This window comes from Aquabacterium sp. TM01 (assembly GCF_057808345.1).
Map to the genome: position 1 here is coordinate 1,585,021 of NZ_AP046529.1, position 13,877 is coordinate 1,598,897.

A 13,877-nucleotide genomic window follows, 5' to 3' on the forward strand; every position below is an offset into this window, starting at 1 on the left:
CTCAGATCCCCAGCGCGTCGGCGCACACGGCAAACACCGCATCCAGCGCGATCACGCCCACGATGCCTGCCACCACGGCATGGGTGGTGGCCGAGCCGACGCCAGCGGCATTGCGCGGGGCATACAGGCCATGAAAGCAGGCCGCCAGCGACACCAGCAGGCCAAAGGCCATGCTCTTGAAAAAGCCCAGACCGAGGTGCGTGTAGGTGAGGGCGGCCACGCTGCGGTCAAAGTAAGCGACCGGCGCCAGATCGAGCAGCGATGAGCTGACAGCGAACCCACCGACCAGTCCGCCCACGCAGGCAAACAGGTACAGCAGCGGCATCATGAGCAGCAGGGTCAACACGCGCGGCAGCACCAAGTAATCCACGGCATTGAGCCCCAGCACGGCCAGTGCATCGATTTCTTCATTGGCTTGCATGGTGGCCAGCTCGGCCGCGAAGGCCGCGCCGGTGCGTCCACACATCACCACAGCGGTGATGACGGCGGCCATTTCGCGCGAGATGGCGATGGCCACCAGGTCGGCCACGAAGATGCCCGCGCCGAACTTCAACAATTGCACCGCGCCCACAAAGGCGATGATGGCGCCCACCAGCACATTGACCACCAGCACGATGAGCAGCGCCCGCGCACTGGCATCGGCCAGGATGCGCGCAAAGTCTTGCGGGCGGAACTGCCAGCCGCGACGCGTGCCACGCCACACCGCCAGCAGCGTGTCACCCAGCAGCGTGATGGCCTGTTGAATGGGGGTGAGCATGACCTCTTTATAGCGCGTCAAAACGACATTACTGGGACCTGTTGCATTTTTCTGCATGCAAGCTAGTGAGGAAAGGTGCTTCACAGGCTATACTAGTTGTCTAGTCGGGGCGTAGCGCAGCCTGGTAGCGCATCTGCTTTGGGAGCAGAGGGTCGTGAGTTCGAATCCCACCGCCCCGACCATTGAATCCAACGGGTCAGCATCGTGAAGGTGCTGACCCGTTTTGTTTTGTGCTGCAGGGTGTCAGCGGCTCTCCCATTTATGGTCTGCTGGCGCACAAGTCGGCCTCAGACGCATCGCGCGCCGTTTGGCAGACGGCTTCGATGCGCTGCTTGACCTTGTCTGCGATGCGTGGGTCATCGGCCGCCGAGATCAGCAATCTCAGACCCTGCGGAAAATCGCGGGTTCGCCCGGTGCCAGAAGCCAGCATGGTGCCCAGATCCATTTGAGCCTTGGTGTGCCCCTGCGCGACGGCCTTGGCAAACCACTGTGCGGCAGCGTCCCAGTCTCTCGGCGTGCCCACCCCTCGCGCATGGAGGCTGGCGAGGTTGTATTGCGCGGAGGCATAGCCAGCCTCGGCCGCCTGTCGATACCAATTCATGGCTCGCGGGATATCGGCGGGGAAATCACCTCTTCCCTCAGCCAGGATGCTGCCCGCATTGAAGGCTGCCGTCACGTCACCTGCGGCGGCTGCCTTTTCGAACAGTGCGACGGCCTTGCCGGTGTTGCGGCGAACGCCCGTTCCCGATTCGTAGAAGTTGGCCAGATTGAACTGGGCCTCCACCACGCCCTGATCAGCGGCCTTCTGGAACCACATGGCGGCGGCTGCCGGGTTCGGTCTACCTCCCAAGCCTTCCGCGAAAAGCCCGGCGAGATTGTTCTGGGCTTTGGCCTCTCCCTGTAAGGCCGCGATGAACAGGAGGGGCCTTGCCAAACCATACAGCGACCGAGACCGAGCCATGTCGCCCAGGTCACCACTGCGTGAAATCAGCGCGACGGTGAGTGTGGCGCCGAGCAGCGCGGCGATCAGTACCTTGCGGGTGTTCATGAGCATGCGCTCCGGCTCAAATGTGGTGACCGTCTTTGTCAGGACGCGTGCACAGGGGGGAGGGGCAGCGACCGCTCAGCTCGAGAAAACGAACTTGCCTTTGACCTTTTTGGGCGAGATGAACGCAAAGTCGGGGAACAGCTTGCCACGCACATACCAGGTGAAAGCCACGAGCCCAGTTCCCACCACCAGGGCGGCGATGCTGCTGATGGGGGAGCTCGAGAAATCATCCAGTGACTTTGGCAGGTTCACGATGGACAGCAAGATGGTGGCGTTGTACGCCCACGCCTTGTTGTGCGTGAAGCCCCAGACGAACAGGTAGCAAAAGCCAGCAATGAGACCGGTGATGATGATCCCGGCCGTCAGGCCCAGATTGATGGCCAGCGCGATGGCCAGCAGGACACCGAGGGCGAGTTGCAGCCAGGACACGACGATCATGGCGTCGATCAGCTTCTCGTGCCGGTCGCAGAGTTCGGGGCTGGCGTGCGAGGCAATCAGGTTGGCAATCACCCGATCACTGAGTCCTTTGCCTGAGAACTGATGAAAGACGCTGGACTTGCTCTCTCCGCTTGAAAGCAACTTTTGAATTTCCGCCTTGATTTCTTTTTTGTTCATGGTGTGGTGTTGGAAGGTTTGGGAAATTCTATGTTTCGGCAAGAGGGCATGGGCCGTCGTTGGTGCCCCCTGACAGGGGGGGCGCTGCCTCCGACTCTCGGGCATCGACGCGGCTGACGGTGTGAGCCAGGCGAAGGGCGGCAAGTTGAGGCAACATGCGTGCTGTTTCATTTGATCCAGTTCCATGGACCTCCTGCGCCTGACCTTGTTGTTCGCTTTGACCGCGCTGGCCGAGATCGTCGGCTGTTATCTGCCTTGGCTGGTCGTCAAGGAAGGTCGCAGCCTGTGGTTATTGGTTCCTGCAGCCGTGTCGCTCGGTTTGTTCGCGTGGCTGCTGACCTTGCACCCCAGTGCGGCAGGGCGAACCTATGCGGCATATGGTGGCATGTACATCGCCGTGGCCTTGCTGTGGCTGCATTGGGTGGACGACGTCGCGTTGACGCGGTGGGATGCCTTGGGCGCAGCCTTGGCACTGATGGGCATGGCCGTGATTGCGCTGCAACCTCAGTCGGGCCACTGACGAGCTGTCATGTGCGGGCGTTACCCTGCCCCTCATCTGTGAGGCCCCATGTCCGATCCCCTTGATACCCAGCCAGCCGCAGTGACGCGCCGCGAAGGCTCGGCGCTGGAAGTTTTCCTGGCTTTCCTCAAAATGGGTTTGACTTCGTTTGGCGGGCCGGTGGCACACCTCGGTTACTTCCGCGACGAGTTCGTGGTGCGCCGCCAATGGCTCGATGAGAAGGGCTACTCTGACCTGGTGGCCTTGTGCCAGTTCTTGCCCGGCCCGGCCAGCAGCCAGGTGGGCATGGCGCTGGGCTGGCGGCGTGCGGGTTGGCTGGGGGCGCTGGCCGCCTGGATCGGCTTCACGGTGCCGTCGGCCGTGGCCCTGATCCTGTTCGCGTTTGGCGTGCTCCGCGGGGCAGGGTGGGAGGCCTCCGGCGTGGTGCACGGCTTGAAGGTCATGGCCGTGGCCGTGGTGGCCCAAGCGGTGTGGGGCATGTCCAAGTTCCTGTGTCCCGACCGCTTGCGTGGCGGCGTGGCCATCGGCGCTGCTTTGATGGTGTGGCTGCTGCCTTCGCCCTTCATCCAGGTCATCGTGCTGGGGCTGGGGGGCGTGATCGGGTGGCGCTCGCTGTCGCTGCCACATTTGCCGGCGGCGCAGCATCAGGATTGCGGTGTGAGCCGCACCACCGGGGCGGCTTTGTTGACGCTGTGTGGCCTGCTGCTGCTTGCCTTGCCGGCCGTGGCGGCGTGGTCAGGCTCCTACCTCTGGTCGGCGCTGGCGAGTTTCTACCAGGCGGGGTCTCTGGTGTTCGGGGGCGGCCATGTGGTCTTGCCCATGCTGCAGGCCAGCGTCGTGCCGGGAGGCTGGGTGAGCAACGATGCCTTCCTGGCCGGCTATGGTGCTGCGCAGGCCGTGCCCGGCCCCTTGTTCAGCTTTGCTGCCTTCCTGGGCGCTGTCATGCCGCCACCGTTGGGGGGCTGGGTTGGGGGTTTGGCTTTGCTGGTGGCCATCTTTGTACCGTCCTTCTTGCTGGTGGCAGGGGCCTTGCCATACTGGGAGAGCCTGCGTCAGCGCGATGGCATCCAGCGGATGATGGCCGGTGTCAACGCCGCCGTGGTCGGGATTCTGGGCGCGGCGCTGTACGACCCGGTGTGGACCAGCGCCATCCATGCCACAACCGATGTGGCGTTGGCCTTGGCGGCGTATGGCCTGCTGGTGTTTGGGCGGGTGCCTCCGGTGGTGGTTGTGGCCTTGTCCACGCTGCTGGGCGGCCTGTGGCTCACCTGATGCGCAGATCGGACGGGGCCGGCAGTCATGCCTACCGCTCGCTTGAGAGAGGCTTGAATTGCGGTGGGGCAATGCCGATGCAGCCCAGCAGCATTGCCCACTCCGCTCTTGCGCCCATGAAAAACCCCGCCGTGGCGGGGTTGGAGGGTGCCCTGAAACGGTATCAGACTCGGCGGCGGCGCGCCAAGGCGACCCCGGCGAAGCTCATGCCCAGCAAGGCCAGCATGCCGGGTTCCGGCACTGCGGTGCTTTGCTGCACCACAGGGCTTTTGCCCCAGCGGACGTTGTCGATGTAGACCACGTCTCCGCCAGCCGAGTTGCGCAGCGTCACCGATGTGAAAGGCGTTGTCAGGTCAACAATACCAAAGTAGCGCTCATTCCCCGAACTTGCGTTGGGCAGAACGTAAGACTGGCTGGCGCCGTTGCTGTTACCCAGCGTCAAAGTTGTACCGCCAGTGGTGGACAAATCACCGAGGAAAATACCAAAGGCGTTCACGGTCCCCATGTCAAAAGTGAAAGTTTGGAGACTGCCGCCGTTCGGCGTGGTGAACTGAATGCATCTTTCAGCTCCATTGCTATTCACATTGACGCCGCAGTAGTAGTTGTTGTTGTTCTGAAATGTGAACGCGGCATTGGTGTTGATGTTCAGTCCCGAGTTCAAATTGCTGGTCACCGGCGGTTGACCAGGGGTGTAACTCTGGAAGGTCTCCAGAGACAAAGACAGAGCTGAGGTGGCAGTCAGGAAGGCTGCTTCCGAATTGTAAAAAACGGGCGCGGCTTGAGCCGACAGGGACAGCAAAGAGGCCGTGGCCAGGGCAAAGAGGTGGGTACTGCGCATGGTTACTGCTCGAAAAAGTTGAACAACAGGGGATCTGATTGTTTCAAAAGCAATAGTGATGCCACATTTTGTTTTCAAATAAAATCAATGACTTAAGATTGTTTTCGGTGTCAATTTGAATCAATGTGTAAGAATTGTCGACACGACTTGTGGTCTGGTCAGCCTCGTGTGACCGCCTGCACCCCCGCTCGCCTGAGCAACTGCCGGCACCGCGCTGACAGGTGCACCACCTTCAGCTGCTTGCCGGCCTTCGCATAGCGTTCTCGCAGGGTTTTGAGGGCGGCAATGGCCGAGTAGTCAACGAAGCTCAGGTGGGCGCAGTCCAGTGTCACCTGGGTCGGGTCGTTCGACACGTCAAACTGCTGCAGGAAAGACGTGACCGAGGCGAAGAACAGGGTGCCATGCACACGGTAGAGCTTGCGGCCATCGGGTTCGAGGTGACTGTCGGCATACAGGGCGCGTGCCTGCATCCAGGCGAAATTCAGCGCGGCCAGCACGATGCCGCACAGCACGGCCGTGGCTAGGTCTGTCAGCACCGTGATGACGGTCACCGCCACGATCATCAACACGTCGTTCACGGGCACCTTGTTGATCACCCGCAGCGAGGCCCAGGCGAACGTTTGTTGCGCCACCACGAACATCACCCCCACCAACGCGGCCAGGGGAATCTGCTCGATCAAGGGTGACAGCAGCAGCACGAACAGCAAAATCATCACGCCCGCCACCACGCCAGACAGGCGCCCACGCCCGCCGGAGCTGAGGTTGATCATGGTCTGCCCGATCATGGCGCAACCACCCATGCCCCCGAACAGGCCCGAAGCGATGTTGGCTGCGCCCAGGGCCACGCACTCTCGATCGGGGTGGCCGCGGCTCTCGGTGATTTCGTCGGTGAGGTTCAAGGTCAACAAGGTTTCCAGCAGGCCGACCAGGGCCATCAACACGGCGTAGGGCGCGATGATGCGCAAGGTCTCCAGGCTCCAGGCAATGTCAGGCCAGGCGAACACCGGCAGACCACCGGCGATGTGCGCCATGTCCCCCAGGGTGCGGGTGGGCAGCTTCAGCAGGGACACCACCAAGCCCACGCCCACGATGGCCACCAGGGCTGGCGGCACCGCCCTTGTCAGCCGGGGCAGCAGGTAGACGATGCTCATGGTTGCGGCCACCAGCGCGGCCATCCAGTACAGCGGCGCGCCGGTGAGCCAGGCGCCGTCGTGCTTGAAGTGCTCCAGTTGCGCCAGGGCAATGACGATGGCCAGCCCATTGACGAAGCCCAGCATCACGGGGTGGGGCACCATGCGCACCAGCTTGCCCAGTTTGAACAGGCCGAACAAGGCCATGATCAGGCCCGACAGCAGCACCGTGGCAAGCAGGTACTGCACCCCGTGCTGCACCACCAGCGCGACGATGACGACAGCCATGGAGCCTGCCGCGCCCGAGACCATGCCGGGTCGACCGCCGAGCAGGGCGGTGAGGGTGCAGATGATGAACGCGCCGTACAGGCCCATCAGGGGGTGGAGGTGGGCGACCAGCGCGAAGGCAATGCATTCGGGCGCCAGGGCAAAGGCCGTGGTGATTCCGGCCAGCACGTCGGCTCGCAGGTGTTTGAAATTCATGTGGACACCCATCAGGCAATTCACTTGCAGCAAGAAGGCCGCAGGGGCGCGATGTTACAGGCTCAGGTGGTGGCCTTGATCGCTGTCTTGCTGGCCGCCGGGCTGGCGAGCCAGTCCAAGAACTGCTCCGGGGGCAAAGGCCGGGCGTAGAGGTAGCCTTGTGCCTCGTCACACTGGTGTGCAGCCAACCAGCGAGCCTGCTCCGGATGCTCCACCCCTTCCGCAATCACCGAAAGCCCCAGGCTGTGGGCCATTGAGACAATGGCTTGGGCAATGGAGGCGCTGTTGCTGTCGGTGTTCAGGTCGCGCACAAAGCTCTGGTCGATCTTGAGTTTGTGGATCTGAAAGCGTTTGAGGTAGGAGAACGAGGAGTAGCCGGTACCGAAATCGTCGATGGACAGCTGAACGCCGAGGTCGTGGAGTTGTCGGATGGTCCGGATGGCACGCTCGGGGTCGTCGGCCATCACGCTTTCGGTGATTTCCACTTCAAGGAAGCGCGCCTCCAGGTTGGCGGCATGGAGCGCTTGGTGCACCGAGCGGGCAAAGTCCTCTTGCCGGAACTGTACCGTCGACACATTGATGGCCATCACCAGATCCGCATGGCCGGCCAACTGCCAAGCCCGGCACTGTTGCGTGGCCGTTCGCAGAACCCAGTCACCGATGGGGACGATCAGGCCGCTGTCTTCGGCCACCGGGATGAATTCGGCAGGCGGCATCAAACCTGTTTCAGGGTGCTGCCAGCGGACCAAAGCTTCGCAGCCCGTGACTCGGCCCGAGGACAAGGACACCTGGGGTTGGAAGTACAGCAGCAACTCGTCTTGGCGCAGGGCCTTGCGCAGATCGTTTTCCAGGCGCAGCGTTTTGTGGACCTGCTGGTGCATGTCGGCCGTGTGGAAGCGGAAGGCGTTGCCCCCATCGTTCTTGGCGCGGTACATGGCCATGTCGCTGGCTTGCATCAAGGTGTCGATCTCGTGCCCGTCGGCAGGGTAGACCGCGATCCCGATGGAGGGGGTCACCACCAGTTGCTGACCTGAGACATGGAAGGGCTCTGCAAAGCACTGGAGCAACTTCTGGGCGACGTGGGCGGCGTCGCCCGCATCCACCTCGGGCAGCAGCAGGGTGAACTCGTCACCACCCTGTCTGGACACGGTGTCTTGCTGTCGGACAGTCTGGGTCAGTCGGTGCGCTACTTCGACCAACAGGGCATCGCCCGCTGTCGGCCCCAGGGAGTCATTGATGATCTTGAAGCGGTCCAGGTCCATGAACAGGATGGCCAAAGCCTCCTGATTGCGTTGTGCATGGGCCAGCGCCAGGCCCAGGCGGTCTCGCAGCACCGACTGGTTCGGCAGATTGGTCAGCGTGTCGTGCTGGGTGATGTGCCTGATCTTCTCTTCGGCGGCCTTGCGCTGGGTGATGTCACTGAAGATGGCGTAGTAATGCCGCACGCTGCCGTCGGTGGCGTGGTCGACGTTGATGGTGAGCCATTCGATGTAGATCTCGCCGTTCTTGCGGCGGTTCCAGATTTCACCTTGCCAGCGCCCGGTTTGCTCGATCTGCTGCCACATCTGGCGGTAAAAGTCGGCGTCGTGGCGTCCGGAGCTGAGGAAGGAGGGCGGGTGCCCGATGGCTTCCTCGGCAGAGTAGCCGGTGATGTCGGTGAATGTGCGGTTGACCGACTCGATGCGTTGGTCCGGCCCGCAGATCACGACGCCCTCCAGGCTGTTCATGAACACGCCCGCGTGCAGGTCCAGCGCTGCTTCACGCTGTTTGAGCTCGCTCAGGTCGGTGTGGGTGCCGATCACGCGCACCGCTTCACCACGTTCGTTGCGCTCGACCACCTTGCCACGGTCGAGGATCCATTTGTAGCTGCCGTTCTTGCAGAGGACGCGGTGTTCGTTGCTGTACTGGGCGGAGGGGTTGCTCAGCAGCTCCTGCACATCGGCGTTGACCTTGGCCAGGTCATCTGGGTGCACGCGCGAGGACCATTCGGAGAGTTGATCGCCCACCTCGTTTTCATCGAAGCCCAGCATCGACTTCCATCGCGTGGACAGGAACACGGTGCCGTCTGCCACGTGCCAGTCCCACAGCCCGAGGTTGCTGCCGTCGATGGCGAAACGCCAGCGCTCTTCGGCTACCTGCAGCAAACGTTCATCCCGCTTCATCTGGCTGATGTCGCGCCAGTTGCCCACCAACTCCATCATGCCGCTGTGCGGGTTGCGATTGAAGGTGGCACGGTCTTCGATCCAGCGGTAGTCGCCATCTCGGTGTCGCCAGCGGTATTGGAGAGACAGCTCGGTGCCGTCACATGCTGCGCGAGCGAGTTGCTCACGCACGCACGCCAGATCGTCAGGGTGCAGCCGTTCCCAGCAAGTAGAGGGGGACTGGTAGAAATGGTCCGCGCTGAAGCCCGTCAGTCGCGCGATGTTGGCGCTGACGTAGGACAGCCTCAGCTTGGGTTCGGCATCCCATTTTTCAAAGACGTAAATGACAGCCGGACTGACATCCACGAAGTGCTCCAGCCGTGCACGCGTCTGGCGCAGCTCAGTTTGCAGTTCATGTTGCCGGCGCTCCTCCTTGCGGATCAGCAAGAACAACAAGGCGCCCGTGAGCAGAACGAACAGCTCACCTTTCAAGGACTGTATGTCGACAGACCAATCGGCCGGAAAGGGGAGGTGATGGGCGAACGTGTCCGACAGCCAGATCCAGGAGCTGGCCAACAAAAGGTAAATGAGGCTGATGCGCAGTGCAGCAGACATGTCGAACGAGTGGGATCAGGTCGTCAGGATGCCTGTATCGCCGCGTGAGGCGGGATGGGCGTGCGCATGTCTCAGACCGGTGCCCGGTCTATGCGGGAGAGGGCCTCGTTCACCGCGAAGATCTTGCCGTTGACCTGCGGCACGCCGAAGCCCTTGAGGCGTTGCGTGTGCATGGCCAGGTAAGCCTCGGCGCTGGGCAGGTCGTGAAACAGGTAGACCCCACCGGCCTCGTTGCTTGCCTGATTCTCCGTCCAGAACTTACAGATCAAGCCAGGTTCCTGGGCGATGGACTGCGCCAAGCCTGTCATGGCTTGGGTCATTTCCTCCCCCCAGGGGCCTGAATAAGGGAAGTCAACTTGAAGCAGGTAGGGCATTCAGTTCTCCAGGTAGAGCAGTGCGCGTGCGCCTCTGGTGAGGTGGGCTGGTAATGTGCGCTGCCCCACCGAACACACTATTGTGATCTATCAGGCCGTGAGCCACTTCTGGATGTCGACCAGGCTGGGAATACGGCCGCTGCTGACCACCTTGTCGTTGATGACCAGTGCCGGGGTCGACATGACATTGAAGGCGAGGATGTCGTTCATGTCTGTTACCTTGACGAACTCGGCTTCGACCTGCGCCAGGGCGGCGGCTTCGCGGGCCACCGCTTCCAGCTTCTTGCAGTTGGCGCAACCCGATCCCAGAATTTTGACGGTCAGCATGGATGTTCCTTGTGGTTGAAAGTGAAGGGGGTCAGTTCTCGCTGGGCGCGGCCGGACGCCAACGCAGCCAGGCCATCGACACCAGCAACACGGTGAGGAAAATGCCGGTGGCCAGGGCTGCCGCCGTCCAGCGGGCACCATCTACCCAGGTGCCATAGGTCAAGCCGGCGCACACGCTGAACAGGGCCACCAGACCCACGTAACCTGCGGTCTTGCGACGTCCGATCACGGCCGCCACCATCAACATGCTTTGCAGACTGAGTTCGGGGTCGGCCATCAGGTAGGCGAGCAGGGGGCCGGGGTGCATGCCCAGGTCCAGGAACATGCGGGCCACCGGCACCTCCACCAGGGTGGGAAAGTACATGAACACGCCGAACCCGACGGCGACCGCATTGGCGAGCACGGTATTGCTGCCCGCCAGGGCCTCGATCCACTCGGGACGGATGACCTCGCGCACCATGCCGACGATGAACACCCCTACGACCAGCAACAGGAAGATCTGCTTGACGAAGCGCCAGGCCTCCCACAGCCAGGCTCGCCAGTCGTCGGCCGGCAACTGACGGGCGAAGTGCCAGGTGGCCCCCATCGCCAACGCCACGGCCAGGACCCGTCCGGTGAGGCCCACCACCAGGCCATCGGGGGTGGGCTTCAGTTGCAAAGACGCCACCAGCAAGGTGATGGCAGCCAAACCCAAGGCCGTCCACGTCCAGCGGTTGGCGCCTTCGATGATGTTTTCCAGGCCTCGCCAGGCGGTCGCGCTGATCAGCAGCAGCAAGCCGATCAGGACGGAGCCCTGAAAGCTCACGCCTTCTTCGCCTTTGCTGGCATCAAAGGGCAGCCAGTTGAACAGGGTGGTTTGCCAGGCTTGGGCCCACGACACCGGCAACTCGAAGCTGGCGAGTGTGGCGGTGAGCGGCCACAGCTTGAGCGTGCCGGCAATCAGCAGGGCAACCAAGGACAGCAGGACGCCCAGCGCAGCCGGGGCAATGGTGGCCTGGTCGGCGAACAGCGTGTCCGTTTCACTGTCGTGCTGGGCATCGTCACGCCAGAAAATCTGTGCCATCAGCAAACCGATCCCGATGCCAAACAGCAGGCACAACACCAGCCGGGCCAGGGCAAACTCCGCGCCTAGGATGCTGCCGGTGTAGGCCAGCGCCATGATGTTGCCCGCGGGCGCAAAAAACAGGAAGGTGACCGCCGGGCCGATGCCCGCGCCCTTGCGGTAGATGCCGGCGAACAGCGGCACGATGGTGCAGGAGCAGACCGCAATCAGCGAGCCAGCCAGGGCCGCGGCCGGGTAAGAGACATAGGCGGGGGCATGTCGGCCTAGCCAGCGCGTGATGCTGGCTTTCGGGATGAGCGCGGCCATGGCGCCCGCAATGAAGAATGCCGGCAGCAGGCACAGCAACACATGTGCGGCCAAGTAGGACGCCAAGCTTCCGGCTCCACCGTGGAGCAGTGTCAGCATCAAGTCCATGCGTCAACCTGAATTGGGAGCTCCGAAGAAATCATTCTAGCCCTCGGTGCTCCCTGGGGCGTGTTCAGAGCGAGCACTGGTTCACCCGTTTCATCAGGGCTTCGGCGCTCTCCTTGCGCTCGCTGTAGCGATCGACCAGATAGGGGCTGATGTCGCGCGTGAGCAGGGTGAACTTGAGCAGTTCTTCCATCACGTCCACCACCCGGTCGTGGTAGCTGGAGGGCTTCATGCGATCGTGCTCATCGAACTCCATGAACGCCTTGGCCACCGAGGACTGGTTGGGGGTCGTGATCATGCGCATCCAGCGGCCCAGTACCCGCATCTGGTTGACGGCATTGAAGGACTGCGATCCCCCGCAGACCTGCATCAGGGCCAGGGTCTTGCCCTGCGTGGGCCGCACCGCGCCCACACTCAAGGGGATCCAGTCAATCTGCGCCTTCATGATCCCGGTCATGGCGCCGTGGCGTTCGGGTGAGCACCACACCATGCCCTCGCACCACTGGGTCAGCTCGCGCAGCTCCGCAACCTTGGGGTGAGACTCCGGGGCGTCATCGGGCAGGGGCAGGCCGCTGGGGTTGAAGATCTTGACCTCGGCGCCCATGGCGCGCAACAGGCGCGCGGCTTCTTCGGTCAGCAGGCGGCTGAAGGCGCGCTCGCGCAGCGAGCCGTAGAGCATCAGGATGCGCGGGGCGTGCGTGGAAGGCGTTGCCGGGTGCAGACGCGCCGGGTCGGGCACACGGAAGTGTTCCGCCGCGACCTGAGGCAGGTCAGGCAGGCCTGAGGACGGCTCAGACACGGCGTTGACCTTCCGCATCGATCACCACTTCGCCATCTTCCTTGGTGAAGGGCCCCTGCTGAGGTTGGTGAAGGATGTCGAGCACCTTCTCGGACGGTCGGCACAGGGCCGTGCCCTTGGGCGTGACGACGATGGGGCGGTTGATCAGGATGGGGTGAGCCACCATGAAGTCCAGCAGTTCGTCGTCCGTCCATTTCGGGTCGGCCAGGCCGAGTTCGTCATACAGGTCACCCTTGGCGCGCAGCACCTCGCGCACGCTCAGGCCGCAGTCGGCAATCAGCTGCACCAGTTGGGCACGGCTTGGAGGTGTCTCCAGGTACAGGATCACCTGCGGTTCGATGCCCGCATTGCGGATCAGTGCCAGGGTGTTGCGGGAGGTGCCGCACTTGGGGTTGTGATAGATGATGGTGTCGCTCATGCTCGACATTGTCCTTGTTCGTACCAGTCCTTGCTCTGGTTCACCAGGCGCACCACCAGCAGCATCACGGGCACTTCGATCAGCACGCCGACCACGGTGGCCAGCGCGGCGCCTGACTGGAAACCGAACAGGCTGATGGCGGCGGCCACGGCCAGCTCAAAGAAGTTGCTCGCACCAATCAGGGCCGAGGGGCAGGCCACGTCATGTGATTCCCCCACGCGGCGGTTGAGCCAGTAAGCCAGACCCGAGTTGAAGAAGACCTGGATGAGGATGGGCACGGCCAGCATGGCGATGACCAAGGGCTGTTCGATGATGGCCTGTCCCTGGAAGGCGAACAAGAGCACCAAGGTTGCCAGCAAGGACCCAATCGACCAGGGGCCGATCCTGATCAGCGCGGCATCGAACGCGGCCTGGCCCTTGCGGAGCAAGGCCTTGCGCAGCACCTGCGACAGGATCACGGGGATGACGATGTACAGCGCCACCGAGGTCAGCAGGGTGTCCCAGGGCACGGTGATGGCCGACAGGCCCAGCAGCAGCGCCACGATGGGGGCAAACGCAAACACCATGATGGTGTCGTTGAGCGCCACCTGCGAGAGCGTGAACAGCGGGTGCCCGCCGGTGAGGCGGCTCCAGACGAACACCATGGCCGTGCAGGGCGCGGCGGCCAGCAGGATCAGGCCGGCCACATAGCTGTCGAGCTGCTCGGCGGGCAGGTAAGGCGCGAACACCTGACGCACGAAGAGCCAGCCCAGAAAGGCCATGGAAAAAGGTTTGACGGCCCAGTTGATGAACAGGGTGACGCCGATGCCCTTCCAGTGCTTGCCCACCTGCGACAGGCTGGCAAAGTCGACCTTGAGCAGCATGGGGATGATCATCACCCAGATCAACAGGCCTACCGGCAGGTTGACCTGCGCGACCTCCATGTGGCCGATGGCCTGGAAGACAGCAGGGAAAAACTGCCCCAGGGCGATGCCCACGACGATACACAGAAAGACCCAGACGGTCAGATAGCGCTCAAAGGCGCTCATGTGCGCAATGGCTTGGGTGTTGTTGGTCATGACGTCGC

14 protein-coding genes and 1 tRNA gene are annotated in these 13,877 nt (G+C 62.7%); 3 read left to right on the top strand and 12 right to left on the bottom strand.

The window, feature by feature from the left end; all coding sequences use genetic code 11:
* Position 1: 1 nt before the first annotated feature.
* Positions 2-757, bottom strand: a complete 756-nt coding sequence (locus AC3WW4_RS07340) for an MlaE family ABC transporter permease (RefSeq protein ID WP_488827724.1) — start codon at positions 755-757, stop codon at positions 2-4.
* A gap of 105 nt (positions 758-862) precedes the next feature.
* Here AC3WW4_RS07340 and AC3WW4_RS07345 point away from each other — a divergent pair.
* Positions 863-939: transfer RNA gene (locus AC3WW4_RS07345), tRNA-Pro, on the top strand.
* A 77-nt stretch (positions 940-1,016) separates the two neighbouring features.
* Here AC3WW4_RS07345 and AC3WW4_RS07350 read toward each other — a convergent pair.
* Together AC3WW4_RS07350 and AC3WW4_RS07355 are read right to left on the bottom strand one after the other, a co-directional pair.
* Positions 1,017-1,805 (bottom strand): tetratricopeptide repeat protein, encoded by a 789-nt coding sequence (locus tag AC3WW4_RS07350; protein WP_488827725.1) that lies wholly within the window; start codon positions 1,803-1,805, stop codon positions 1,017-1,019.
* A 75-nt stretch (positions 1,806-1,880) separates the two neighbouring features.
* Positions 1,881-2,606: a hypothetical protein gene (locus AC3WW4_RS07355; protein WP_488827726.1), complete on the bottom strand. Its 726-nt coding sequence runs from the start codon at positions 2,604-2,606 to the stop codon at positions 1,881-1,883.
* Here AC3WW4_RS07355 and AC3WW4_RS07360 point away from each other — a divergent pair.
* A complete protein-coding gene (locus tag AC3WW4_RS07360) occupies positions 2,605-2,940 on the top strand; it encodes a YnfA family protein (RefSeq protein WP_488827728.1) in 336 nt (111 codons plus the stop codon). The genes AC3WW4_RS07355 and AC3WW4_RS07360 overlap by 2 nt on opposite strands.
* A gap of 48 nt (positions 2,941-2,988) precedes the next feature.
* The gene (gene chrA / locus AC3WW4_RS07365) at positions 2,989-4,212 is read left to right on the top strand and encodes a chromate efflux transporter (protein WP_488827729.1); all 1,224 of its coding nucleotides are present in this window, start codon (positions 2,989-2,991) and stop codon (positions 4,210-4,212) included.
* 163 nt (positions 4,213-4,375) lie between these two features.
* On the opposite strand, the gene AC3WW4_RS07370 is transcribed toward chrA, so the two are convergent.
* The 9 genes from AC3WW4_RS07370 to arsB all read right to left on the bottom strand — a co-directional run bounded on the left by AC3WW4_RS07370 (position 4,376) and on the right by arsB (position 13,869).
* Positions 4,376-5,050, bottom strand: a complete 675-nt coding sequence (locus AC3WW4_RS07370; RefSeq protein ID WP_488827730.1) for a PEP-CTERM sorting domain-containing protein — start codon at positions 5,048-5,050, stop codon at positions 4,376-4,378.
* 158 nt (positions 5,051-5,208) lie between these two features.
* Complete coding sequence (locus AC3WW4_RS07375; protein WP_488827731.1) at positions 5,209-6,663, bottom strand: SulP family inorganic anion transporter; 1,455 nt, start codon at positions 6,661-6,663, stop codon at positions 5,209-5,211.
* Between the two features lie 62 nt (positions 6,664-6,725).
* The gene (locus AC3WW4_RS07380) at positions 6,726-9,419 is read right to left on the bottom strand and encodes a sensor domain-containing protein (protein WP_488827732.1); all 2,694 of its coding nucleotides are present in this window, start codon (positions 9,417-9,419) and stop codon (positions 6,726-6,728) included.
* Positions 9,420-9,490: 71 nt separating this feature from the next.
* Positions 9,491-9,793, bottom strand: a complete 303-nt coding sequence (locus tag AC3WW4_RS07385) for a monooxygenase (protein WP_488827733.1) — start codon at positions 9,791-9,793, stop codon at positions 9,491-9,493.
* A 90-nt stretch (positions 9,794-9,883) separates the two neighbouring features.
* Positions 9,884-10,120 carry a thioredoxin family protein gene (locus tag AC3WW4_RS07390; protein WP_488827734.1) on the bottom strand — a complete coding sequence of 79 codons (237 nt, stop codon included), beginning with the start codon at positions 10,118-10,120 and terminating at the stop codon, positions 9,884-9,886.
* Between the two features lie 31 nt (positions 10,121-10,151).
* Positions 10,152-11,555, bottom strand: a complete 1,404-nt coding sequence (locus tag AC3WW4_RS07395) for a permease (protein ID WP_488827735.1) — start codon at positions 11,553-11,555, stop codon at positions 10,152-10,154.
* Positions 11,556-11,661: 106 nt separating this feature from the next.
* The gene (arsH, locus tag AC3WW4_RS07400) at positions 11,662-12,393 is read right to left on the bottom strand and encodes an arsenical resistance protein ArsH (protein WP_488827736.1); all 732 of its coding nucleotides are present in this window, start codon (positions 12,391-12,393) and stop codon (positions 11,662-11,664) included.
* Positions 12,386-12,811 carry an arsenate reductase (glutaredoxin) gene (arsC, locus tag AC3WW4_RS07405; protein ID WP_488827737.1) on the bottom strand — a complete coding sequence of 142 codons (426 nt, stop codon included), beginning with the start codon at positions 12,809-12,811 and terminating at the stop codon, positions 12,386-12,388. The genes arsH and arsC overlap by 8 nt, the downstream gene beginning before the upstream one ends.
* Entirely contained in the window at positions 12,808-13,869 is a 1,062-nt protein-coding gene (arsB, locus tag AC3WW4_RS07410; protein ID WP_488827738.1) for an ACR3 family arsenite efflux transporter, read from the bottom strand. The genes arsC and arsB overlap by 4 nt, the downstream gene beginning before the upstream one ends.
* Positions 13,870-13,877: the final 8 nt, after the last annotated feature.